General features: G+C 66.2%; 21 protein-coding genes, 1 tRNA gene and 1 pseudogene. 10 read left to right on the forward strand and 13 right to left on the reverse strand.

Annotation, left to right across the window (positions count from 1 at the left end):
- Positions 1–16: 16 nt before the first annotated feature.
- Both AAW00_RS10600 and AAW00_RS10605 read right to left on the reverse strand, forming a co-directional pair.
- Positions 17–2,575, reverse strand: coding sequence for an HWE histidine kinase domain-containing protein (locus tag AAW00_RS10600; RefSeq protein ID WP_047004272.1), 2,559 nt, complete (start codon positions 2,573–2,575; stop codon positions 17–19).
- Positions 2,572–3,135, reverse strand: a complete 564-nt coding sequence (locus AAW00_RS10605; RefSeq protein ID WP_052761880.1) for a biliverdin-producing heme oxygenase — start codon at positions 3,133–3,135, stop codon at positions 2,572–2,574. The genes AAW00_RS10600 and AAW00_RS10605 overlap by 4 nt, the downstream gene beginning before the upstream one ends.
- Positions 3,136–3,277: 142 nt before the next feature.
- Between AAW00_RS10605 and AAW00_RS10610 the strand changes: the two genes are divergently transcribed.
- Positions 3,278–3,718 (forward strand): DUF2721 domain-containing protein, encoded by a 441-nt coding sequence (locus AAW00_RS10610; protein WP_047004595.1) that lies wholly within the window; start codon positions 3,278–3,280, stop codon positions 3,716–3,718.
- Positions 3,719–3,728: 10 nt separating this feature from the next.
- On the opposite strand, the gene AAW00_RS10615 is transcribed toward AAW00_RS10610, so the two are convergent.
- Genes AAW00_RS10615 through AAW00_RS10625 form a run of 3 tightly spaced genes read right to left on the reverse strand, consistent with a single transcriptional unit; the run spans position 3,729 to position 6,083 of the window.
- Positions 3,729–4,037: a polyhydroxyalkanoic acid system family protein gene (locus tag AAW00_RS10615; protein WP_047004273.1), complete on the reverse strand. Its 309-nt coding sequence runs from the start codon at positions 4,035–4,037 to the stop codon at positions 3,729–3,731.
- Positions 4,037–4,864, reverse strand: a complete 828-nt coding sequence (locus AAW00_RS10620; protein WP_047004274.1) for a hypothetical protein — start codon at positions 4,862–4,864, stop codon at positions 4,037–4,039. The genes AAW00_RS10615 and AAW00_RS10620 overlap by 1 nt, the downstream gene beginning before the upstream one ends.
- 13 nt (positions 4,865–4,877) lie before the next feature.
- Positions 4,878–6,083, reverse strand: coding sequence for a toxic anion resistance protein (locus AAW00_RS10625; protein WP_047004275.1), 1,206 nt, complete (start codon positions 6,081–6,083; stop codon positions 4,878–4,880).
- A gap of 122 nt (positions 6,084–6,205) precedes the next feature.
- On the opposite strand from AAW00_RS10625, the gene AAW00_RS10630 reads away from it, so the two are divergent.
- Both AAW00_RS10630 and AAW00_RS10635 read left to right on the forward strand, forming a co-directional pair.
- Positions 6,206–7,771 (forward strand): TIGR00341 family protein, encoded by a 1,566-nt coding sequence (locus AAW00_RS10630; protein ID WP_052761881.1) that lies wholly within the window; start codon positions 6,206–6,208, stop codon positions 7,769–7,771.
- Positions 7,772–7,773: 2 nt separating this feature from the next.
- Positions 7,774–8,169 (forward strand): MAPEG family protein, encoded by a 396-nt coding sequence (locus tag AAW00_RS10635; RefSeq protein WP_047004597.1) that lies wholly within the window; start codon positions 7,774–7,776, stop codon positions 8,167–8,169.
- A gap of 1 nt (position 8,170) precedes the next feature.
- Here the strand turns inward: AAW00_RS10635 and AAW00_RS10640 are convergent, their stop codons facing one another.
- Positions 8,171–9,916, reverse strand: coding sequence for a fatty acyl-AMP ligase (locus AAW00_RS10640; protein WP_047004276.1), 1,746 nt, complete (start codon positions 9,914–9,916; stop codon positions 8,171–8,173).
- A gap of 175 nt (positions 9,917–10,091) precedes the next feature.
- Here AAW00_RS10640 and AAW00_RS10645 point away from each other — a divergent pair, with 175 nt between their 5' ends.
- The 4 genes from AAW00_RS10645 to AAW00_RS10660 are packed head-to-tail and all read left to right on the forward strand — an operon-like array spanning position 10,092 to position 12,150.
- Positions 10,092–10,664, forward strand: a complete 573-nt coding sequence (locus AAW00_RS10645) for a regulatory protein RecX (RefSeq protein WP_047004277.1) — start codon at positions 10,092–10,094, stop codon at positions 10,662–10,664.
- A complete protein-coding gene (locus AAW00_RS10650) occupies positions 10,648–11,160 on the forward strand; it encodes a DUF192 domain-containing protein (RefSeq protein WP_052761882.1) in 513 nt (170 codons plus the stop codon). Before AAW00_RS10645 ends, AAW00_RS10650 begins: the two co-directional genes overlap by 17 nt.
- Positions 11,161–11,218: 58 nt before the next feature.
- Complete coding sequence (locus tag AAW00_RS10655) at positions 11,219–11,617, forward strand: NADH:ubiquinone oxidoreductase subunit NDUFA12 (RefSeq protein WP_047004279.1); 399 nt, start codon at positions 11,219–11,221, stop codon at positions 11,615–11,617.
- A complete protein-coding gene (locus AAW00_RS10660; protein WP_047004280.1) occupies positions 11,614–12,150 on the forward strand; it encodes a DUF2155 domain-containing protein in 537 nt (178 codons plus the stop codon). The genes AAW00_RS10655 and AAW00_RS10660 overlap by 4 nt, the downstream gene beginning before the upstream one ends.
- On the opposite strand, the gene aat is transcribed toward AAW00_RS10660, so the two are convergent.
- Entirely contained in the window at positions 12,063–12,767 is a 705-nt protein-coding gene (gene aat, locus AAW00_RS10665) for a leucyl/phenylalanyl-tRNA--protein transferase (protein WP_047004281.1), read from the reverse strand. The genes AAW00_RS10660 and aat overlap by 88 nt on opposite strands.
- Before the next feature lie 82 nt (positions 12,768–12,849).
- On the opposite strand from aat, the gene AAW00_RS10670 reads away from it, so the two are divergent.
- From AAW00_RS10670 to AAW00_RS10680, 3 genes and pseudogenes are all read left to right on the forward strand, one after another.
- Positions 12,850–12,925: transfer RNA gene (locus tag AAW00_RS10670), tRNA-Trp, on the forward strand.
- A 541-nt stretch (positions 12,926–13,466) separates the two neighbouring features.
- On the forward strand, positions 13,467–13,868 hold the full coding sequence (locus AAW00_RS10675; RefSeq protein WP_338151461.1) for a DUF427 domain-containing protein: 402 nt from the start codon (positions 13,467–13,469) through the stop codon (positions 13,866–13,868).
- Between the two features lie 3 nt (positions 13,869–13,871).
- Positions 13,872–15,243: pseudogene (locus tag AAW00_RS10680) on the forward strand (ABC1 kinase family protein).
- Positions 15,244–15,290: 47 nt separating this feature from the next.
- Here AAW00_RS10680 and AAW00_RS10685 read toward each other — a convergent pair.
- From AAW00_RS10685 to AAW00_RS10710, 6 genes are all read right to left on the reverse strand, one after another.
- Entirely contained in the window at positions 15,291–16,016 is a 726-nt protein-coding gene (locus AAW00_RS10685) for an SDR family NAD(P)-dependent oxidoreductase (protein ID WP_047004283.1), read from the reverse strand.
- A 161-nt stretch (positions 16,017–16,177) separates the two neighbouring features.
- Complete coding sequence (locus tag AAW00_RS10690) at positions 16,178–18,286, reverse strand: TonB-dependent receptor (RefSeq protein ID WP_047004284.1); 2,109 nt, start codon at positions 18,284–18,286, stop codon at positions 16,178–16,180.
- A gap of 28 nt (positions 18,287–18,314) precedes the next feature.
- Complete coding sequence (locus AAW00_RS10695) at positions 18,315–18,515, reverse strand: hypothetical protein (RefSeq protein ID WP_047004285.1); 201 nt, start codon at positions 18,513–18,515, stop codon at positions 18,315–18,317.
- Positions 18,512–19,657 (reverse strand): PepSY-associated TM helix domain-containing protein, encoded by a 1,146-nt coding sequence (locus AAW00_RS10700; protein ID WP_047004286.1) that lies wholly within the window; start codon positions 19,655–19,657, stop codon positions 18,512–18,514. The genes AAW00_RS10695 and AAW00_RS10700 overlap by 4 nt, the downstream gene beginning before the upstream one ends.
- Before the next feature lie 159 nt (positions 19,658–19,816).
- Complete coding sequence (locus AAW00_RS10705; protein WP_241461706.1) at positions 19,817–20,137, reverse strand: 2Fe-2S iron-sulfur cluster-binding protein; 321 nt, start codon at positions 20,135–20,137, stop codon at positions 19,817–19,819.
- Entirely contained in the window at positions 20,134–21,267 is a 1,134-nt protein-coding gene (locus tag AAW00_RS10710; RefSeq protein WP_206539328.1) for an aromatic ring-hydroxylating oxygenase subunit alpha, read from the reverse strand. The genes AAW00_RS10705 and AAW00_RS10710 overlap by 4 nt, the downstream gene beginning before the upstream one ends.
- Between the last annotated feature and the right edge of the window lie 8 nt (positions 21,268–21,275).

Here is a 21,275-nt window from a genome sequence, read left to right on the forward strand (position 1 = left end):
GGCCAGTAGCCCTCCGTCAGCCGCCCAGTTCGGCCACGATCATCGCGAGATCGTCCGCGGAATAGGGTTTCTGGATGACCCCGCGCGCGTCGCTGTCGGACAGCTGCGCAACCGCTTCGCCGTATCCGGTGACGAACCAGAACGGGATGCCCAGCGCCGTCAGGCGTTCGGCCACGGGCTCGCTGGTCTCGTCGCCGAGGTTGTAGTCGAGGATGGCGAACATCGGCTCGTGCCGGGCCAGTTCGTTCAGCGCCATTTCCGCGTTCGAGGCGACATTCACCGTCTTGAAGCCGAGGCCGCGCAGCAGTTCCTCGGCATCCATCGCGATGATCATGCTGTCCTCGACCACCAGCACGCCGTCGCGGCTGTCCGAAGGGCTGAGCGGCATCGGCGTCACCGGCTGGGCAACATTGCTGGAATCGGACGCCTCGCCGTTGTCGGACGGCGCCGCGTACTTCGAGGGAATCACGAAATCGGCCTCCACGCCGCTCAGTTGGTAACGGATCTGCGCATCGCCCTTCAGTTCGAAGGGGATCGAGCGCTCGATGATGGTCGAGCCGAAGCCGCGCCGTTCGGGCGCCTTCACCGGCGGCCCGCCGCGCTCGCGCCACTTGATTTCGAGGTCGGTGTGACGGTTGAACGCGAGCTCGATCCTCAGCTGTCCGGAGCTGTCGCACAGCGAGCCGTATTTGGCCGAATTCGTCATCATCTCGTGCACCACCAGCGCCAGCACGGTGTAGGCGGTGGGCGCGATCTGGGCGTCGGGGCCGGTCACGATGACGCGGTTCGCCTTGCCTGAAAGGTAGGCCTCGGCCTCGGCCCGGATGAGTTCCTTGAGCGAAGCGGGCGCCCACTGATGCCGCGTGATCTGGTCGTGCGCCATCGCCAGCGCCTGGATGCGCCCGCCGATGATCTGGGCGAAGGTCTCGACATCGGTGGCTTCCGAGCGCGACTGGCCGATTACGCTGCGGATCAGCGTAAGGATGTTGCGCACGCGGTGGTTGAGCTCTGCGATCAGCAGTTCCTGCCGCTCCTGCGCCTTGGCGCGTTCCTGCATCTGCTCGTCGGTGATGCGCAGGATCACCTCGAGCAGCGTCACCCTGAGGTTTTCTGCGAGGCTGAGCTCCTCTGGCGTCCACGGCGCGGACTTGCCGTCGACCGACTGCTGCCACGCAGCAAAGCTCTTGCGCGGGGTCAGCCGGTCGCCGTTGGGGCCGACCTCGACCACCTTTTCCGGGTTGCCCGCCCACTTGACGACCTGGTTCAGTTCCTTGCGCCAGAGGGTCACGTAGTCGCGCGGGCGGCGCGAGACGGGAATGATGAGCGCACCCACCACGCGGTCGGCGAAGGCGGAGGCGGCGGGAATCAGGCCGGCAAGCGAATCCGAGGACAGGATGCGGCTGGTGGACGAGGTGTTGAGCGAGGGGACCAGCGCTCTGAACTCCTCCTCGTTCGGCGCGATGCCGCGGGTCGTGTATTCCCCGTCGATATAGGCCGACATCCCGTCGTGCGGGATCAGCCGCGCAATGGCCTGGTCGATCGACTTGAGATTATCGGTCAGAAGCTCGCCGCCGATCAGCTGGTTCATCAGCTGTTCGTGCAGCGCGCGGGCCTTGTCCTTGACGAGGCTGCCCGCGGTCTCGATCGCCAGCTGCAACTGCATGGAGAACAGCTGCGAGAACAGCTCGGCCATCGTGCGCTTGGGATAGCTCAAGGGCATCGGCGAATAGTGGTGGCACGCGAACAGGCCCCACAGCTTGCCGTCGATGACGATGGAGATGCTCAGCGAGGCGCCCACGCCCATGTTGCGCAGGTACTCGATATGGATCGGCGAGACCGCGCGCAGCGTGCTCATCGACAGGTCAAGCGGTTCGCCTCCTATCGAAAGCGCAGGCTCGATGGGCACCGGCTCTTCCGCGATATCGGCGATGATGCGGAACAGGTTCCTGAGATAGAGCGCGCGCGCCTGGGCGGGGATGTCGGTCTTGGGGTAGCGCAGCCCCTCGAAGGGCTCGAGGTGCGGCTCGCGCGCCTCGGCCACCACTTCGCCGCTCTGGTCGGGATGGAAGCGATAGACCATGACCCGGTCGAAGCCGAGGAAGCGCTTGAGCTGGGCGGCGGCCTCCACGCACAGCTGTTCGATCGAACTCGATTTCTGCAGCTTGTCCATCAGCGGGCGCAGCGAGCTGGAGAGCTCCGCGGTGCCCTCGCTAGAGCCCGGCTCGATCTCGATGATGACGTAGGAGCCGGAGACGTGGACGGCGATGTCGAACAGCCGCCCGTCCTTCAGCAGGTCGATGCCGAAGACGCGCTCCACGATGCCCATGTCGTGCGCGTCGGCGGCACGGCTGCGGATGGCCTGCATGGCATCCTGCGAGAAGTGTTCCGCCAGCCGGTCGCCGATGGCGATTTCGCCGCGCGGCTGCACGATCTCGCCCACGTTGACCGAGCGGAAGGCGACGATCCAGTCGGCGGTGACCGCGATCAGCGCGCCGAAGCCTTGGATATGGCCGAGCTGGTGGATGGGCTCGCGATCGCAGCTGGAGAGATCGACCTGGTGCATCGTGTCGGTCATGCTGCGATCCTCTCCGATGCGTGCGCGGCAAAGGCGGCGAGGAAGTGGTCGAAGACGGCTTCCGCCGCCAGCGCGGCTCCTTCGGCCTCGGCCGGCGAGACCTGCGCTTCCAGCCGCGGTCGCAGCGCCTTCCAGAACGCCTGCATCCGTTCGTCGGCGAGGAAGGCGGCGGGCGTGCCGGGCGCTTCGCGCCGCAGGCGGGCGAGCATGGCCCGGTTGCCGAGATGCGACCCGGCGACCACCCAGGCGAGACCGAGGGGATCGGCACCGGCGGGCAGCGCGAAATGGCGGGTGGGATAGTGCGGAAAGGCGCAGCCGTTCGCGGCAAGGTCGTCCGCCAGCAGCTCGGCCATCGGTGGCGGGGCCAGGTCGGCGGGGCAGTACAGGGCTACCCAATGCTCGAGACCGAGGCGCGCGGCGAACTGGCGGGCGAGGAAATCGCAATAGGCACCGCGATCGGCGAAGCTTTCGGGCGCGCCGAGCGCATCGAGCACGTCATGACGGCCCGCGGTGCGGGCCTTCAGATAGCCTCTCAGCTCTACAGTCTGTTCATGCGACAAAGCGCCTGCGACCCCCGGTTTCAAGGCGGCGCAAAGGGGGTCTCTGCGAAAAGCGCCTTGAAGTTGACATAAACACCTATAGCTGGAGCCGGTTCCCACAAGATGAACGAGGCCAAAAGCGGTCATGCCCCTTGCCGACACCATGATCGCGCAGACCATCCAGCTGGCGCTGGCACCCGTTTTCGTGCTGGTCGCCATCGGCAACATCATCGCCACGCTGACCCAGCGGCTGGGCCGGGTGGTCGATCGCAGCCGGCAATTGCAGACCCAGCACGGCGAGACCGAGGGCATGGCGCACGACCTCGTGGTGCGCGAGATACGGCTGACCGACCGCCGCATCGAGCTGATCGGCAAGGCGCTGCTGCGGCTCGTGCTGGCCGCGCTCTCGATTGGGCTGACGGTGGTGCTGCTGTTCGTCGAGGAGTTCGCCCATATCGGGCTGAATCCCGTGGCCGCGGGCACCTTCATCCTCGCCATCGCGCTGCTGATGTGGGCGCTGCTGCTGTTCCTGAGGGAAACACGCGAGGCGACGGCATCGCTGCGGATCCCGGAGATGTACCTGGAGCGTGAGCGGACGCTCTAGCTGTCCGCCCCTACGCCTTCGGCGGCGCCAGCATCTTCTGTCCCTGATCGCGCAGCGCGCCCTCGACGATGGGCTTGATGAAGCCGAGGGCGGGCGGCAGCAGGACGTGGAACACCACCTGGTGATCCTCGATGTCGATATGCCCGGTGATCGCCTGGCCCATCGCGGTGATCGAGAGGTTCATGCGGTCCTCGCTCGGCCAGCTGGTCTGCACGTCGGCCATGCCGCCGGGGATCTGGTCGCCGATCTTGTGGCTGTTGTCGCGCATCCGGCGGCGCACTTCCTCGCGGCCGAGGTTGTGGGGAATGGCGACGTCCATCAGACCTTGCTCCTGTCGGCGGTGAAGTCGGGCAGCGGCACGCCGGAGCCGGCCGCGTCCGGCGCGGAAATCGCGTCCCGTTCGCCGTACTTGTAATCGAGATAGCGCGTGCGGATAGCGAGATCGTCCAGTGCGCCGTCGGCCAGCTGGCGGGTGACGCTGTCGATCTCGCGGCTGATCTTGCCGAGGCTGTCAACGAGTTGCGCGTCGGGCGTGGAGCCGGCGCGCTCTTCGCCGCGCAGGTGCGCGGGGATGCGACCATAGGCCTCGATGGTCTCGGGCAGCACGTCGCCCACCAGCTTGCGCGTTTCGGCGGCGGCGGGGTGCGCGGGATCGACGTGGGCAAGCTGCTTGCCCAGCGCATCGAGCTGCACGCCCAAATCGTCCACCAGCTGCGCCGCGTGAGCGGGCAGGGCGGGGCGCTGGCTCTCCAGCCACAGCTCGGTGCGGGCGACGAGCTGGCGCGCATCCTGCGTGCGGGCGAGATCGGCGCGCTGCGGGGTCTTCATGCGCGGGAAGGTGCCGAACACGAAACCCGCCACGATCAGCGCGAAAATCGTCAGCATGACGCCAGCAAACCCGATGCCGTCGATGACGAGGCCGACGGCTATGGCTGCGGCAAAGATCGCGGCGGCGGCGAACATGATATTGCGCAGCTTGGTCTTGTAGTGGCGGTTGCGCAGCCGCCGGCTGCCCTCGCCGATGGGACGACGTCGCGGCGGTCCGCCGCTGCCGCCGCGCCGGTGCCGCCCGCCATCGCGGTTGTCGCGCAGCAGGGCGCGGCTGTCGGCGAGGATGCGGTCGGAATGGCGGGTGGTGTCGTCCATCAGTTCTTTCCGGTCACCCCTCCAGGCTCAGGAGGCCGCTGTCCTGCACCTGCGCCGCGGCCTGGTTCTGCCCTTCGGCGCGGGCGATGTAGCCCTTGGACTTCTCGACCTCGCCCGAGAGCACCTCGACCGTCTGCTTCATCGATTCGAGAGCGCGGACCTTGAAGTTGTCGACCTCGTCCATGGTGTCGTAGATGTTCTGGAAGGCGCGTTGGAGCGTCTCCAGCGGGATCGTGCTGGCGGCGGCCTGTTCGTGGATCTTGCCGGTGTTGTCGCGCAGCAGGGTGCTGGTGCTGTCGATGATCCCGGCAGTCGTCTCGTTCAGCGCCGTGATCTGGCCGAGCACGAGGCGCTGGTTGGTCATCGCCTGCGCCACGGTGACGGCGATGCGCAGCGCGCCCACGGTGGTGGTGCTGGCGCGGTCCACGCCCTTCACCAGTTCCACGTTGTTCTTCTTGACCAGGTCGAGCGCGAGGTAGCCCTGCACGCTGACCGCCATCTGCGTCAGCAGGTCCTGCGTGCGCTGGCGGACGTAGAACAGCGCCGTCTCACGGATGGCCTTGGCCTTGGCCGGATCGGTCGCATCGAGGCTGGCGGCTTCGTCCTCCAGCCGCGCATCGAGCGTCTTGGCGATGTGCGCCATCTGCTCCAGCTTGCCCATCGCCTCCCACAGCTTCTGGCGTTCGACGTCGATGGCGGCGTTGTCCATCAGCAGCTCGTCCTTGCCGCTGGACAGGCGGGCGAGGATCGACTGGATGTGCCCCTGCGCGCTGGTGTAGCTGTCGAAGTAATTCTTCAGCTTGTTGCCGAAGGGGATGATGCCGAGGAACTTGCGCCCCGTCATCTTGCCCTTGCGGCCGGGATCGAGCTCCTCGACCGTGCGGCGCAGTTCGGTGAGGTTCGCGCCCACGCCGCTGTCGGCATCCATCGCGCGCACCGGGCGATCGAGGAAGCGGTTGGACATCTGCGAGGCGGCCATGATCTCCTTGCGGCCCATGCCGGTGATCTGGTCCACCTTCTTGCCGAACTCGGGCGAGTTGGCGTCGAGCGCGACCAGCTCGGCGACGAAGCCGTCGACCTTTTCCTCCAGCGCGCTCTTCTTCTCGTCGGAAACGGGCACCAGGCCCGCGGCCCGCTCGGGCGCGACCTGCGGCACGGGATCGGGCGGAGTCAGTTCGAGGGCGGTCTCGGTCTTGGTGGTCGTTGCACTGGTGGCCATCGTCGCGGGTGTCCCCTAATCGTCTCCTGCCACTGTATTAGTGGCACAAGACACGCGTTTCAAGTCCGCCGAGCGCACCCCGGCGCTTGCGGTGTCACGGTTTTCAGCGATAACCGCCGTCAATGCAAACCCCAAACGCGCCTGCTGACGCTGCCCCGCCACCTGCCGACGAGCCGCTTGCCCGCGCGCGGCGCAGTGTCGCCGACGGCTGGGACCGTCTGCTCCACTGGTGGGGCCGCGAGGTGGCGGGCACGGTCGACCAGGTCGCGGTGATCGAGACCCGCCGGGCGGAGTGTGCGCTGTCGGCCCGCTACCTGTTGATGACCTGCATGTCGGCGGGCATCGCCATCCTCGGCCTGATACAGGGATCGGCCGCAGTGGTGATCGGCGCCATGCTGCTGAGCCCGCTGATGGACCCGATCATGGGCGTTGGCTTCGCGCTCGCCATCGGCGACTACAAGTGGCTGCGGCAGTCGGCGCGCTCGCTGGCCGTGGGCACGCTGGTGGCGATCCTGTTCACCGCGCTGGTGGTCTGGGCCTCGCCCCTGCAGACGATCACCAGCGAGATCGCCTCGCGCACGCGGCCGAGCCTGCTCGACCTCGGCGTCGCCATCTTCTCCTCGGTCGCGGGCGCCTATGCGATGATCCGCGGGCGGCTGGGGACGATCGTGGGCGTCGCCATCGCCACCGCCCTCATGCCGCCGCTGGCCGTGGTCGGCTTCGGCCTAGCCACGCTCAACGCAACGGTGTTCTGGGGCGCGCTGTTCCTGTTCGTCACCAACCTCACCGCCATCGCGCTGACGGCAACCGCCATGGCGCGGCTCTACGGCTTCTCGGCCAGCCTGTCGGACAAGCAGACGCGGATGCAGACCGTGCTCATCATTGCCGCCTTCATCGCGCTGTCGGTGCCCCTGTTCCTCTCGCTGCGGCAGATCGTGTGGGAAGCGCAGGCCACGCGCCAGGCGACCGCGACGGTGGAGGAGGTGTTCGGCGGGCGGGCCACCATCTCGCAGCTCGCGCCCAGCTTCGATGCCGAGCCGATGCAGGTGAGCGCCACGGTGTTCACCCCGCAGATCGTCGGCGAGGCGGAGCAGCAGGCCGAGCGATTGCTGACCGAGCGGCTGGGCCGCGAGGTGGACGTCACGTTGACGCAGGTGCGCGTCGGCTCCAGCGCGCAGGCGCAGGAGGAAGCCCAGCTCGCCGCGGCCCGATCCGCCGAGGCCGAGGCCGCCGCGCAGGCCGCCGACATCGCCGAGCGCCTCTCGCTGCTTGCAGGCGTGCCGGTCGATGCGGTGACCGTCGATCGGGCCCGCCGCCGCGCCATGGTGCGCGCCCGCCCGCTCGACGGTGCTAGCCTCGCCGCCTATTTCGAACTCGAACGCCGCATCGACGCGACCGAACCCGAGTGGGACATCCGCCTGACCCCGCCGCTCCGCCCGCTGCCGAGCGTGACGTTCGAGCGCGGCGAGGGCGGGGATGCCGCGCTCCAGCCTACGACGCAGGGCCAGCAGGCGCTGGAGCTGATCGGCTGGGCGCAGCAGCGCACCGGCGTGCCCGTCCGCCTTTCCGGTCCGGCCGAAACCGTCGCCGCAGCGGGCTCGGTGCTGGCCGGGCAGGGGGCCGAGGTGCTTGCGGCGGCGGAAGGCGGGAGCGGCCCGGTCTCCGCAAGCTGGACAACGGGAGAATGACCATGCCGATCGAACTTACCATCCTGGCGCTGGGAGCGGTGCTGCTCATCGTCCACATCCAGGTCGCCATCCGCGCCAAGACGAAGCAGTACGGCGTGGAATGGAACACCGGCCCGCGCGACAAGGACATGCCGCCGCTGGGCGAAGTGCCCGCCCGGCTGGAACGCGCCCGCGACAATTTCCAGGAAACGCTGCCCGTCGCCATCATCGGCCTCATGGGCGTGGTGGTCGCCGGCAAGACGAGCGAGATCACCGCAATCGCCGGCTGGGTCTGGCTGGCCGCGCGCGTGATCTATTTGCCGCTCTACTGGACCGGCGTCAGGCTGTGGCGAACGGTCGTGTTCGGCGTGTCGGCGCTGGCGCTGGTCGTGCTGATCGGCGTGCTGCTGCTCGGCTGAACTACGCCGCCAGGTCGAGCGGCGCGATTTCGCCCGAGAGGTAGAGCTTCTTTGCCTTGGCGCGGCTCAGCTTGCCGGAACTGGTGCGCGGCAGGGTGCGCGGGGGCACCAGCTCGACGACGCAGTTCATCCCGGTGACCGAGCGCACCTTGTCGGCGATCTGGTCACGCAGGCGCACGCGCTCTTCCGGGTCCGACACGCGGCAGTGGACGAGCACCGCGGGGGCTTCCTCGCCGCTTTCGGTCTCGACCGAGAAGGCGGCGATGTCGCCGTGGTTGAAGCCCGGCAGCTGCTCCACCGCCCACTCGATATCCTGCGGCCAGTGGTTCTTGCCGTTGATAATGATCATGTCCTTGGCGCGGCCGACGATGTAGAGATAGCCCTTGGACATGTAGCCCATGTCGCCGGTGTCGAGCCACGCCTCGCCGCCATCCTCGGCCGGCACGAGGCAATCGCGCGTCGCTTCCTCGTTTCTGAAATAGCTGTGCATCACGCTGGGGCCGCGGCACCAGACCTTGCCGATCTGGTGGTCGCCCTTGACCGCGCCGTTCTCGCCGCGGATTTCCAGTTCCATCTCGGGCAGCGGCTTGCCGCAGTTGACGATGGCGCGGTAGCGCGCCGGGCGGCTGAGGTCGCGGGGGGAGCCGCTGAGCCGTTCCTCTTCGACCAGTTCCACCTGGATGCCTTCGCCCGGCGGCATGACGGTGACCGCCAGCGTCGCCTCGGCAAGGCCATAGCTGGGGGTGAAGGCGCTGGCCTTGAAGCCGGCCTCGGCAAAGGCGTTGACGAAGCACTGCATCACGTCGGGCCGGATCATGTCCGCGCCATTGCCGGCCAACCGCCAGCGCGACAGGTCGAAGCGTTCGGCCACGTGGCTCTGGCTGGAGATGCGCCGCGCGCAGATGTCGTAACCGAAGGTGGGCGAATAGCTCATCGAATTGCCCGGATTGCGGGTGATGAGGTCGAGCCAGGCTAGCGGGCGCCGGGCAAAGTGCTCGGTGCGGATGTAATCGACGCTGACCTGGTTGCCGATCATCGACAGGAAGCAGCCGACGAGGCCCATGTCGTGATAGAGCGGCAGCCAGCTCACCCCGCGGTCGCCTTCGCCGATATTCATCGAGCGCGAGTGGCCGGAGAGGTTGTGCAGCAGCGCGCGATGGGTGACCGCGACGCCGGTGGGAAAGCGCGTGGAGCCGCTCGAGTACTGCAAGTAGCAGATGTCGTCGGGATCGAGTGCGGGCAGCTCCGCCTCGGGCGCATCGAGCGCGGCGAATTCGTCCCAGTCCATGCCCCTGCAACCCTGGTTGGCGGCGGCGGCGGCGGCCATGTCGCCGATCTCGGCGGGATAGAGCAAGAGGACGGGATCGCTGCTGGAAAGCTGCACGCCGAGCTGCTCGATATAGCTGTCCTTGCCGCCGAAGGTGGTCGGCAGCGGCAGCGGCACCGGCCAGGCGCCGGCATAGACGCAGGCGGCGAAGGCGGCGCAGAACTCGGCCGAGGTCTCGGCGATCAGCGCCACCCGGTCGCCGCGCCCCACGCCCATCCCGATCAGCCGCGCGGCGTGGCCCAGCGCATCCTCGCGCAGCTGCGCGTAGGGGTAGGCCCGTTCAAGCTGGCCGCGCGCGTCATGGAAATTCATCCCCTTTGCGCTTCTCGCGGCGTAGTCGATCGCCTCGTCGAAGGTGTCGAAGTCCGCACGCCGCCGCGGCAGCGGGCAATCGTTGGGGGTGTAGTCGAGTTCGCTCATGGGGGGACAGGTACCTTGTCTCTCGGCGTTTCTGACGACGCCTTCGTGCGATTCGCTGCCGTCCCGAATCGCGGGCGGCGAGGCTCCGATATCCAAAAAAGCGGCGCCGAAAACGTTCCGACACCGCATCAAACCTCCCCATTTGAGGGGAACTGTGGCACGAATATGGCCGAGCATGGCCTATTCCGATGGTAAACGCAGCGTCCCCAGGCCCAAAAAGCCGCTGACCCGGCAGTCGCTGGAAGACCTCGCGCTGTCTTACGCCGCGCGATACGCCACCAGCGCCGCCAAGCTGGAGCGCTATCTCGCGCGCAAGCTGTTCGAGCGTGGATGGGAGGGCGAGGAGGAGGCGGACCTGCCCGCCCTCGTCGCCCGCTTCGTGGAAAAACGCTACGTCGACGACGAGGCCTATGCCCGCGCGCGGTCGTCCGACCTGTTGCGGCGCGGCTACGGCGGGCGGCGCGTGCGGCAATCGCTGGGGCAGGCGGGTATCGGGGAGGCGGTGGCGCAAAGGGTCGCGCCGGGAGAATATGCCGCGCGCGAGGCGGTGCTGCAGATGGCGAGGAAACGCCGTCTCGGCCCCTACGCCGTCGAACCCGTGCCGCCCGAGAAGCGCGAGAAACAGATTGCGGCCATGCTGCGCGCGGGCCACAGGTTCGACCACGTGCGCGCCGTGCTCTATCTTGCAGGAGAGGACGCGGCGGAAGAGTGGCTGTTCGAGGCGAGGGACGATGATGGCGTGGCGTAACCGGATGATGGCGGCGATGGCCGCGCTGGCACTGGCGGGCTGTTCGCAGGCGGCGGAGCAGACTGCCGAGCGGGAAACTGCGCCGACGGCCTCGGCCACCACCGCCGCCAATGCGCATCCCCTGTCGGGTCTCGAGGTCGTGCCCGTCACGGTCACCACCGCCGACGGCACGGCCCACACCTTTCGCGCCGAACTCGCCGCCAGCGCCGACGAACAGCGCCGAGGGCTGATGTTCCGCACCGAAATGGGGCCGGACGAGGGGATGCTGTTCCCCTACGCGGCGCCGCAGGTGCTCAGCTTCTGGATGCACAACACCGTGCTGCCGCTCGACCTCGTCTTCATCGATGCCGATCGCACGATCATCAACATCGGCGCGGGCGAACCCTACAACGAGACCAGCATCACCTCGGATCGCCCCGGCATCGCCGTCCTCGAACTCAACGCGGGCCGTGCTGCGGAACTCGGCATCGCGCCGGGTGACCGGGTAGATTGGTGAGGACGCGGCGGCATCGCTGCTCTTGGCGCGGGCCTGCGGGGCGGCTAAGGGCGCTGGCATGAGCATCTTGGGCAAGATCTTCACCTGGTGGAACGGCGCCACCATCGGCACCCTGCTGTGGTCGCGGCGCAACGGCGAGCAGGTCGGCACCGATGCGCAGGGCAACACCTATTTCCGCTCGAAGAACGTCAAGGACGGCGAGCGGGAGCGGCGCTGGGTGATCTACGAAGGGCTCAACGATGCCAGCCGCGTGCCGAGCGAATGGCACGGCTGGCTGCACGGCTCCTACGACGACCTGCCCGAGAGCCATCTGGCCCCGGCTAAGGTCTGGGAAGCCGACTATTCGCCAAACGCCACCGGCACCGATGCGCGCTACCTGCCCGCGGGCTCGCTGGAGCGGGGCGGCCGGCGGGCCGCGGCGCGCGGCGACTACGAAGCCTGGTCGCCCGACGCATGATCCGGCGCGCCGCCGCATTGCTGGCGCTGGGCCTGTTGCCGCTGGCCGCGTGCCAGGGCGAAGCGCCCGTGCCCGAGGCGCAGCAGACCGAGGTGCCCGAGGAATTCCGCCAGCCGACGCCCGTGCAGGTCACCGGCGGGGCGGAGGCCGTGGGTACGCCGATGGAGGAGCGCGTGGCGACCATCGGCCTCGTCAACAAGCGCAACAACATCAGCCAGGACTTCGAGATGAAGCCCGGCGAATCGGTCCGTTCCGGCGATGTCATCATCCGCCTCGCTGCCTGCGAGAAGCCCGCGCCTTGGGAAGACGGCGGCATGACCGGCGCCTTCGTGCAGGTCTTCGTGAACGAACGGGCCGACGTCGATTCCGAACGGACGTGGAACCGCGTATTCTCCGGCTGGATGTTCAAGGAATCCCCCAGCCTGAACGTCGTCGAGCACCCGGTCTACGACGTGTGGATCAAGGACTGCGCGATGACCTTCCCCGACGAGGAAGCGCCCGCCGAGGACGCTTCGGATACGACCGAGGCATAGGCCGCGTTCAGCGACATGGCTGGCGGCCCGCTCGTGGCATCGCCCAGCAGTTGCTGATAGCGTTCGCGGGTGATCTCCACGGCTCCGAGCGAGGCGAGGTGGTCGGTCATGAACTGGCAGTCGAGCAGCACGTATCCCGCACGCCGCAGCAGCACGACGAGCCAGGCGAGCGCCACCTTGCTGGCGTTGTCGGCGCGGCTGAACATGCTCTCGCCGCAAAACAGCTGGTCGACCGCCACGCCGTAAAGGCCGCCGACCAGTTCGCCGTCCTGCCAGCATTCCACCGAGTGCGCCGCGCCCTGGCGGTGCAGGTTGCGATAGCTCTCCTCGATCGTCTCGCTGATCCATGTGCCTTCCCCGTCCGCGCGTGGGCCGGCGCAGGCGGTGACCACCGCGGCGAAGTCTGCATCCACGCTCACGCGATAGCGCCCCTGCTTCAGCACCTTGGCGAGCGACTTCGAGCACCGGAAGCCGTCCAGCGGCAGGATTGCGCGGCGGCGCGGTTCGACCCAGAACACCTCGTCGTCGTGGCGCGCGTCCGCCATCGGAAACACGCCGCTGCGATAGGCGAGCAGCAGGATGTCGGGCGGGATCAGCTTGGCGGCCGGGGCGTGCATTGCCGCCACCCTAGCACGGCGGGTGGACGAGGTCGCTTGCCTTTGGCCCCACGCCCGATTAGAGGCGCAATCCGTCCAGTGCAGGGGTGTAGCTCAGCTGGTAGAGCATCGGTCTCCAAAACCGAGGGCCACGGGTTCGAATCCTGTCACCCCTGCCATTTTCTTCGGGATGCGCGAGCACCCGCTGAGGACAAAGCTCTCCTGCGATACGAGCGGCGCGGCCCCTTGGCGTGACTTTTGCGAATCACGGATCGCAAGCCGATATGGTTCGTTCCCAAAATTGTTAGATCAAGCTCGCCAGATTGTCCGAGGATGCGGCAATTGGACTGACCGGGTGCCAATACGTTCGGACGATCTCACGGTTTTGAGGAGTATTTGCCCGATCGACAGGACACAACTTTTCGAACGTTGCCGTGCAGAAAAGGACGGGCTTCTCTGGCGTGGCGTGGTCGCTTTTGCGGTGACGCAGCGCGCTATTCCTGTCCTGCCAGAAATGGCCCCAACGGCGCGCTTGCCCCTCTTGCTCGCTATTCTCGAAGATGCGCGCGTGAGTAATTTCTTCTGCCGACCTTGGCTCCGGGCCCTGGCCTTCCGGTTGTCTCCGGCGTGAGGCGATGGCGCGACTTACCGGGGCCCGGACAGATCAGTGTCTGGGACTTCCCTCGGCCCGCCATTGCACGAGCCGGCAGCGACAGCGTTGTGATCGAACACGGCGGCATCGTCATCGCTCGCACCCGTTCGCCCGTCCTTACGTTCGAGACCAGCCACCCACCCAGCTACTACATACCGCCGGGCGATATCATGCCGGGCGTCCTGCGCCGAGCCGAAGGATCGAGTTTCTGCGAATGGAAGGGTGCCGCAGTGTACTGGGACGTGATCACGCAGGACGGCGTGCAGTCTCGCGTCGCGTGGAGTTACCCCAACCCCAGCCCGCCTTTTGCTATGTTGCGCGACCATGTCGCGTTCTTTGCCGGCTCCTTCGACAGGTGCAGTGTGAACGGCGAGACAGTGGTGCCCCAGCCAGGGCAATTCTACGGCGGTTGGATCACCAGCCGCTATTCCGGCCCGTTCAAGGGCATACCGGGCAGCACGGGATGGTAGTGGGTGAGCGGTAGCGACCGGGACGATAGAGGCCGCGCAGTGCCTCACAGCCGCATCGCGCGTCTGGGGCAATTCGGGCGATTGGCCGGCGGGATCGCGGGCGGGATGGTGGCGGAGGGCGCGCGCCAGCTGGCGGAAGGCAAGCGGCCGCGGATGCGCGATATGTTGCTGACGCCGGGCAACGCCATGCGGCTCGCCGAGCGCCTGTCGCATCTTCGCGGTGCGGCGATGAAGCTGGGCCGGATGATCTCGATGGATGCAGGCGATATGCTCCCGCCGGAGCTGGCAGCAATCATGGCTCGCCTGCGCAGCGATGCGCACCACATGCGGCCACAGCAGCTGCAACAGGTTCTGGCGGCCGAATGGGGAAAGGACTGGCGAACCAGGTTCCGCCGCTTCGATCCGCGCCCCATGGCGGCGGCCTCCATCGGTCAGGTGCATCGCGCCATTACGCATGACGGCCGAGATCTGGCGATCAAGATTCAGTATCCAGGCGTGCGCGAAAGCATCGATGCGGATGTCGACAACGTAGTGGTGCTTCTTCGCATGTCCGGCCTCCTGCCAGCTGGTCTGGATATCGCGCCGCTTCTCACCGAGGCCAAGCGGCAGCTGGCTGAGGAAGCCGATTACGTCCGGGAAGGCGTACAGTTGACGCGGTTCGGTACGCCGTTGGCCGACAGGCCTGACGTCGTCGTTCCCGCAATGGATGCGGCGCTGAGCACGTCGCGCGTCCTTGGCAATGGATTTCATCGAAGGTCGTCCGATCGAGTCTCTGGAGACTGCTTCGCAGGCGCAGCGCGATGCCGCCGCGCGTACGATCATCGATCTCGTCTTGCGCGAGATGTTCCAGTTCGGGCTGATGCAGATCGATCCCAACTTCGCGAATTATCGCTACCAGGAAGACAGCGGACGCATCGTTCTCCTCGACTTCGGCGCGGCGCGGGAGGTCGGGTCACGGACCGCCGAAGGCTACCGTCGCCTCTTGCGGGCAGGTCTGGACGGCGATCTTGCAGAGGTGCGCGATGCCGCGATTGCGGCGGGATTTCTCGGCGTCGGCGCGGTGGCGCGCCATCGCTCGCGGATCGACGCAATGATCGGGGTCATCCTGCGGGAAATGAACCGGGACGGCCCTTTCGATTTCGGCGATCGCCAGTTCGTGGAATTGCTGCGCGACGACGGCATGGCCATCGCTCAGGACAGGGATGCCTGGCATGTTCCGCCGGCCGATGTGCTGTACGTTCAGCGCAAGATAAGCGGAACCGCGCTGCTCGCCGCCTGGCTGAAGGCGAGAGTAAACGTGCGGGAGATGATCATGCCATGGCTGGAAATGGGCAGGGATGTTGCATCGCCAGAAGCTGCTGGCACGGTCTGGTAATGGTGTCAATTTGCCTCGGGTAGCAGTGTGCCCGTTTGTCCCTGTAATCAGGGTGCGATTTCCGTGCCATCCCAGGCAAAGCAATGGCCGGTATCGGTGGGGTCCAGGTTGTCCAGAACCGTGAGCAGGTGAGCAGCCGAAGTCTCCGCCGAAAACAGGCGATCCGAGGGAACAGCGCGCTGGAAGGGCTTGCTAAGGTCCGTGTCGACAGTACCGGGATGAAGGCCGACGCAGATCGCTTCGGGCCGGGTGCGTGCCAACTCGATCGAAATCGTTTTGATCAGCATGTTGAGAGCGGCTTTCGATGCCCTGTAGCCGTGCCATCCACCAAGGCGATTGTCGCCGATGCTTCCAACTCGCGCAGACAGCGCCGCGAAGATGCACCGTCCGCTTTTCGGGAGGAGCGGGATAAAATGCTTGGCGACGAGCGCCGGTCCGACCGCGTTGACGGCAAACAGCTGCATCAGGTTATCCTGATCGAGTTCGCGCAAGGCCTTTTCCGGTTTCAGGTTCTCGTTGTGCAACAGACCAGTGCAGACGAGTATGAGCGAGAATGGCGCTTGATCGCGCAATTGCACGGCGGCAGTCTCGATGGTGTGTTCTCGCGATAGATCGACCGACATCTGGTGCGAACTTGTGGGGAGCGAACGTGAAAGTCCGGTGACCAGCATTCCTCTGGCCCTGAGCTGCCGTTCGAAAGCGGCGCCAATCCCGCCGGAATTTCCCACGATGAGCGAGCGAGGCGGGGGATCGTCGAGCTTGTCGGAGAGCATCGCTAAGCCCTGTCATGGTAAGAGAACCATGTCATCGAACAATTGCAGCGGGGTGCGCAGGTGGCGAGCACGACGATGCTCTGACAGCCTAGGCGGCGGGTACCGAGTGACCTTGGCGTCCAGGTGCCAGATCGGACAAACTGGGATGAGTGCTGCGGCAGCTAAAAGGCGATGGATCCTGACGCCTTGATTGTGCGTGGGGCACCCTGAAGCAACGCCGGGTTGAAAGCGTCGAATGCGCTTGCCCAATAGGCCTCGTCTGTGACGTTATCGACCGTCAGCCGCAGCGTGATCGGCGCCTCGCCTGCAGTAAAGACATAGCGTGCACCCAGATCGAACACCGTCCAGCTGTCCAGTTGCAAAGTGTTCGCAGCATTCGCCTGCTGCTCGCCGGTATGAGTGACGCGGCCGTTCAGCGTCAGGCCGGGGAGGAAGGGCAGGTCCCATTCGACATTGGCGTTGGCGGCGAACTCGGGCACGCCGGGAGCCTCCAGCCGGCTGTCGAACTCGGCCTCGGCCAGCGCCAGGCCGGCGATGACGCGCAGGCCGCTGGCGACTTCACCGTTAAGCGTCAGCTCGACCCCGCGGTTGCGCTGCTCGCCGACGTAGCCGAAGCGTGTTCCGCCCGCGCCGTCGTCCTCGAACCCGTCGCCCGGTCGTTCGATCTGGTACAATGCCAGCGTGGCGAAGATCGACGGGTCGAAGTAGAATTTGCCGCCGATCTCGAGCTGCGTCGTCATGCGCGGGGCCAGCACCTCACCGGGGTTGACGATGTTCGGGTCGAGCGGCGCGACCGCGCCCTGCTGCAAGGCCTCGATGTAATTGGCGTAGAGCGAGAGCCCCTCGATAGGCTTGATCACCAGCCCGGCGACGGGCGTGACCGCGTCCTCGGTATATTCGCTCGTCAGCGCACCGCCGAGATAGCTGAAGCCCTCGACATCGATGCTCTGCCAGCGCGCGCCCAGCGTCAGCAGGAAACTGTCGCCGAGGAAGCCCAGCGTGTCGGAGGCGAAAACGCTGCCGATCTGCTTTTCCGTGATCGGGAACGGCTCATCAAGGTCACCCCCGGCAAAGGCGCGCTGCTGGACGGCGACCTGCTGCGGCGCGTAAAGGTTCGTATCGAACGGCGAGAAGAAGTCGTACGCCGTGCGGTCCTGCTGCCAGACCATGTTGCCACCAAGGTTCAGTGTGTGGGTCACCGCGCCGGTGGTGAACCCGGCACGTACTCCCGCTTCCACCGCCTCGGCGTTTTGTTCGTAGGGGATGTAGGAATGAAAGCCGCTGGTAGCAGCGCCGGTAGCGGCATCGGTGACCTCAATGCCGCCGTAAATTCCTTGCTCGTCTCCTCGCCGCGCACCCGCCCGTCCGTAGAGCATCACTTCGTCGGAAAGGTCGAATTCAAGGCTGAGCGTGCCGAACACGTCGACAAGTTCGGTGTACGTATAATCTTGCGCGTAGTTTGCGCCGGCATCGGGCACGCGGGGCAGGGTCGCCGTGCTGAAGCTGACCTTTGGGCGCAGGCTATCGATCCGCACCTCTTGGTAAGCGAAATCGAGCGCTGCGCGGAAGTCCCCGCCGTCGTAGTCGAATGCGCCGCCAAGCACCTGCGCGCGGCGATCCTCGCGTTCGATGGATACCTCTCCGTCGCGGTACGCACCGTTGACCCGGACGCCCCATTCATCGCCAGCGCCAAAGCGCCGGGCTATATCGAAGCTGCCGCCGATGTGACCTTCGCCAACGAACGTGGCGGTGGCGCGCGTCAGATCCGCGTCGGCGCGCTTCAGCAGGAGGTTGACGCTGCCGCCCAGGCCGGATCCGCCGGGCGCCGCCCCGTTCATGAAGGCGCTCGCCCCATTCAGAACCTGGACCTGGCCGAACAGTTCGGGCGCGATCAGCTGACGCGGCGCGATGCCGTAAAGGCCGTTCACGCCCACGTCGTCGCCGAACAGTGAGAAACCGCGGATTACGAACTGCTCCGCCGCGTTGCCGAACCCATAGGTTGTGCGAACGGTGGGATCGTTTTCCAGCACCTCGCCGATCGTGAGGGGCTGCTGGTTGTAGATCAGAGTCTCGTCGAAGCTGCGGATGTTGAACGGCAGGTCTTCGGCGGCGACGTCGCCAAGCGCGCCGGCGTCGCCGCCGTTGACGATCTCGGTCGCGTTGTCCCGCTGTGCGGTCACGACGATGGCATCACCCTCGTCCTGCGCGGCGGCAGGCGCCACCAGCGCGGCGGCGATAGCGAAGGTGGAAGCGGCGAGGCGGAAAGTCATGGTCGGTCCTGTCCAAGTCGAGAGGTGTTCAGCCGCGCCGTGCCCAAGCGAGGGCGAGCGCGAGCAGAGGGAGCGCGGCAAGCAGCCACGCGAGAACGTCCCGCGCCCTGTCGCCGGTAAGCCCGATGACGAGCCCGGCGAGGGTCGCCAGAAGCAGGGCCAGCGGGATAACAAGTGGGCGGGCGTAAGAGGCACGTGCGGTGCGACGCTTGCGGGCAGCGGTAATCATGCGGCGGCTACGCGTGCGATTTCGTCAACCCGGCGCTCCGTGTGGCCGGGACCGCGCCGCAACCAAAGCAGCAAGCCGGTCCACAGCACCCAGATCGTCAGCAGCGTCATCGCCGCCCAAATGAGCTTCAGGACCAACCCGCCATAGTCGCCGAAGTGCAGCGGCTTCGACAGCATCAGGGCCTGGTTGAGCGCCGGCATCTCGCGCGCATCGGTCAGTTCGCCGGTAGCGGCATCGACCAGTGCAGGGGTCAGCAGGTAACTGGTAAGGGGCCGATCGCCCTGGAAGAAAATTGCGTAGTGATGCCCGGTGCTCCAGGCGCCGCCGGGAAAGCCGATGAATTGCGGCGAGCGTCCCGGCAACGCCGCCTTTGCGGCCGCCATCGCCGCGTCGAGCGAGCCGTAATCGGCAGGTGCGAGCGGGGCCTCGCCCGCGTACTGCGCAGTCATCGCGGCGAGCTCGCCGGACTGCCAGCTTTCGGTCACGGGATCGGCCAGCGCGTTGATCACCCCGGTGGCGCCGACCACCAGCATCCAGCCCAGCGCGACGATGCCGACGAGGTTGTGACGATCGAGCGTTCGGACGCGAGCACTGCGTTTCTCGCGCAGGGTGCCAAACGGCAGGCGGCGCATGAAGGGCGCGTAAAGTACCGCGCCAGAGGCGAGCGCTAGGACAAACAGGAAGCCCATTGCACCAAGAAACAGCATGCCCGGCGTGCCGAGAAACAGGTCCGTATGCAAGGTGAGCACGAAATCCATCAAGCCTCCGGTCGGCGCCGGGCCTAGCGCCGCGCCCGTAGCGCGGTCGAAGAACAGGAGGGTCATCGCATCGCCCGGCGCGTCGGGCGCGGGGCCGGTCGTGACGGTGAGCAGGGGGCTGTCCTGGCTAAAGGCCATGAACAATGGCACCTCGCCGGGGCGCTCGGCCAAAGCGGTCGCTAGCATCGCGTCGAGCGGGCGTCCTGCGCTTGCAGATGGCGGTCCGGCAAGCGCGCCTTCGTAATCCTCGCCCAGTGCGGCGTCGATCTCGTCGTGAAAGACCAACGGCAGGCCGGTGACGCACAGCATCAGCAAGGATGCGGTTGCCACGAGGCTCGACCACTTGTGCACCAAGAACCAGAAACGAATGCTGCGCCGCGTCATCGGGTGCCCGACTACGGACGCGGAAACCAACCGTCAATGATAATCATTCGCAATAGCACCGGACGTGATCCGAGCTTGTCGGAACATTCCTATCTCGTCGATGTCGGGTGCCAGTAAATCGCAAGTATGCCGAAGTGGGGTCGATTGTCGCAGACGCGGTTACTGCTCTTCAGGCGTGCGCGCTATCAGACCTTCAAGTTGCGGTGTAATGACCACCTGGCACGCCAAACGCGAATTGGGGGTGCGCTCATCGGTGAAATCCAGCAGTGCATCCTCGTCGTCGCCCATGGCACCGGTAAGCGGCAGATAGCGATCGTCGATATAGACGTGACAAGTAGCGCACGCTGCCATCCCGCCGCACTCGGCAACTATGCCCGGAATTCCGTTGTCGCGCGCGGCAAGCATGAGTGTGGAGCCCGGTTCGGCCTGGACCTGGCGTGCTGTGCCTGCGCGATCGATGAAGGTGACGGAGACCATCATGCCGGCTCCAGCGAAGCGGATGCTGACGACATTTTCGCATATTTCCGGATTGCCCGGCGTGCCATCATGCGTGCCGCATCGGCAGCATTGTCGAACAGGCGCTCCTCGCCCAATTCATCGACGCGCAGTTGCTGAGCCTCGATGAACACCTTGTCTTCTGCGATGGCCTGCTCGATCTGCTCGAAGATGACATCGGTCGCGCGCGGATCGTCGATCGCGTGGCCGTTCTGGAGGGACCAGAAATAATAGCAGCTCGTGTCGGTGGCTGGCGTGGCGGAATGGAAAATGCGCATATCGAACCGCGGCGCTGGCGCGATGGCGCGGTCGCTGCCGGCGGGGACGCCGCCCGAATATTGCAGCACGGTGCTGGGAACCACGAAGTCGAATTCCTGCCAGCGATCGATTTGCTTGGGCAGGTCGGGCACACAGGCGGAATAGGCGGGCGGCGGCGGAGCCCCGCGCATCAGCCGCTCGAAACGCAGGCCGTTTTTCGCGGGCTTCAAAGAGCTTTCCGCGACCATGTGCACATTGGGATCGCTGCCACCCACGGTGCTGCCGTGGACGTAGGCAAGATGGGTTGCATCGAGCAGGTTGTCGGCGATCAGCATGAAGTTGCCGGCTACCGGGGCCATGGAAAATCGCGCGGGCCAGGCAGGGTCGCGATGATAGGGATAGTCGACGATCAACGTCGGATCGGCCTTTGCCGGGTCCCCGTGCCATAGCCAGACGATGTCATCCTTTTCGACCAGCGGAAAGCTCGTCACCCGGGCCTTGTCTGGAATCAAATCCTGATTGGGTATGCGGGTGCAGATGCCGTCGCCGCCGAAGACCACGCCGTGGTAGTTGCAGCGAATACCATCGGCAACGACAGTCCCGAGGCTGAGGGGCGCCCCGCGATGTGCGCAGCTGTCGATCAGCGCGCAGGCCTGTCCGGCCAGCGATCGATAGAGGACCACGGGTAGGTTGAACAGGCGGCGGGCGAGCGGATGTGTCGTGACCTCGTGCGACCATGCCGCGACGTACCAAGCGTTTTCCAAGATCATTTGACGATTCTCCTCGCTCCCAATTATCAATATACGAGAATTACCGCTCTTGCAATTGTTTGGGTGGGGAGAAATACTTTGCCTCACACGACGCA

Source organism: Aurantiacibacter luteus, from assembly GCF_001010945.1.
Taxonomy (GTDB): Bacteria; Pseudomonadota; Alphaproteobacteria; order Sphingomonadales; family Sphingomonadaceae; genus Alteraurantiacibacter; species Alteraurantiacibacter luteus.

Excerpts from the sequence above, each read along its gene's own strand:
- AAW00_RS10635 (WP_047004597.1), top strand. The coding sequence starts at position 7,774 with ATGCCGATCGAACTTACCATCCTGGCGCTGGGAGCGGTGCTGCTCATC.
- AAW00_RS10695 (WP_047004285.1), bottom strand. The coding sequence starts at position 18,515 with ATGATTACCGCTGCCCGCAAGCGTCGCACCGCACGTGCCTCTTACGCC.
- AAW00_RS10655 (WP_047004279.1), top strand. The coding sequence starts at position 11,219 with ATGAGCATCTTGGGCAAGATCTTCACCTGGTGGAACGGCGCCACCATC.
- AAW00_RS10705 (WP_241461706.1), bottom strand. The coding sequence starts at position 20,137 with ATGATGGTCTCCGTCACCTTCATCGATCGCGCAGGCACAGCACGCCAG.
- AAW00_RS10650 (WP_052761882.1), top strand. The coding sequence starts at position 10,648 with ATGATGGCGTGGCGTAACCGGATGATGGCGGCGATGGCCGCGCTGGCA.
- AAW00_RS10610 (WP_047004595.1), top strand. The coding sequence starts at position 3,278 with ATGATCGCGCAGACCATCCAGCTGGCGCTGGCACCCGTTTTCGTGCTG.
- AAW00_RS10700 (WP_047004286.1), bottom strand. The coding sequence starts at position 19,657 with ATGACGCGGCGCAGCATTCGTTTCTGGTTCTTGGTGCACAAGTGGTCG.
- AAW00_RS10615 (WP_047004273.1), bottom strand. The coding sequence starts at position 4,037 with ATGGACGTCGCCATTCCCCACAACCTCGGCCGCGAGGAAGTGCGCCGC.
- AAW00_RS10690 (WP_047004284.1), bottom strand. The coding sequence starts at position 18,286 with ATGACTTTCCGCCTCGCCGCTTCCACCTTCGCTATCGCCGCCGCGCTG.
- AAW00_RS10660 (WP_047004280.1), top strand. The coding sequence starts at position 11,614 with ATGATCCGGCGCGCCGCCGCATTGCTGGCGCTGGGCCTGTTGCCGCTG.
- AAW00_RS10630 (WP_052761881.1), top strand. The coding sequence starts at position 6,206 with ATGCAAACCCCAAACGCGCCTGCTGACGCTGCCCCGCCACCTGCCGAC.
- AAW00_RS10625 (WP_047004275.1), bottom strand. The coding sequence starts at position 6,083 with ATGGCCACCAGTGCAACGACCACCAAGACCGAGACCGCCCTCGAACTG.
- AAW00_RS10645 (WP_047004277.1), top strand. The coding sequence starts at position 10,092 with ATGGCCTATTCCGATGGTAAACGCAGCGTCCCCAGGCCCAAAAAGCCG.
- AAW00_RS10640 (WP_047004276.1), bottom strand. The coding sequence starts at position 9,916 with ATGAGCGAACTCGACTACACCCCCAACGATTGCCCGCTGCCGCGGCGG.
- AAW00_RS10600 (WP_047004272.1), bottom strand. The coding sequence starts at position 2,575 with ATGACCGACACGATGCACCAGGTCGATCTCTCCAGCTGCGATCGCGAG.
- aat (WP_047004281.1), bottom strand. The coding sequence starts at position 12,767 with ATGCACGCCCCGGCCGCCAAGCTGATCCCGCCCGACATCCTGCTGCTC.
- AAW00_RS10620 (WP_047004274.1), bottom strand. The coding sequence starts at position 4,864 with ATGGACGACACCACCCGCCATTCCGACCGCATCCTCGCCGACAGCCGC.
- AAW00_RS10685 (WP_047004283.1), bottom strand. The coding sequence starts at position 16,016 with ATGCTCTCCGACAAGCTCGACGATCCCCCGCCTCGCTCGCTCATCGTG.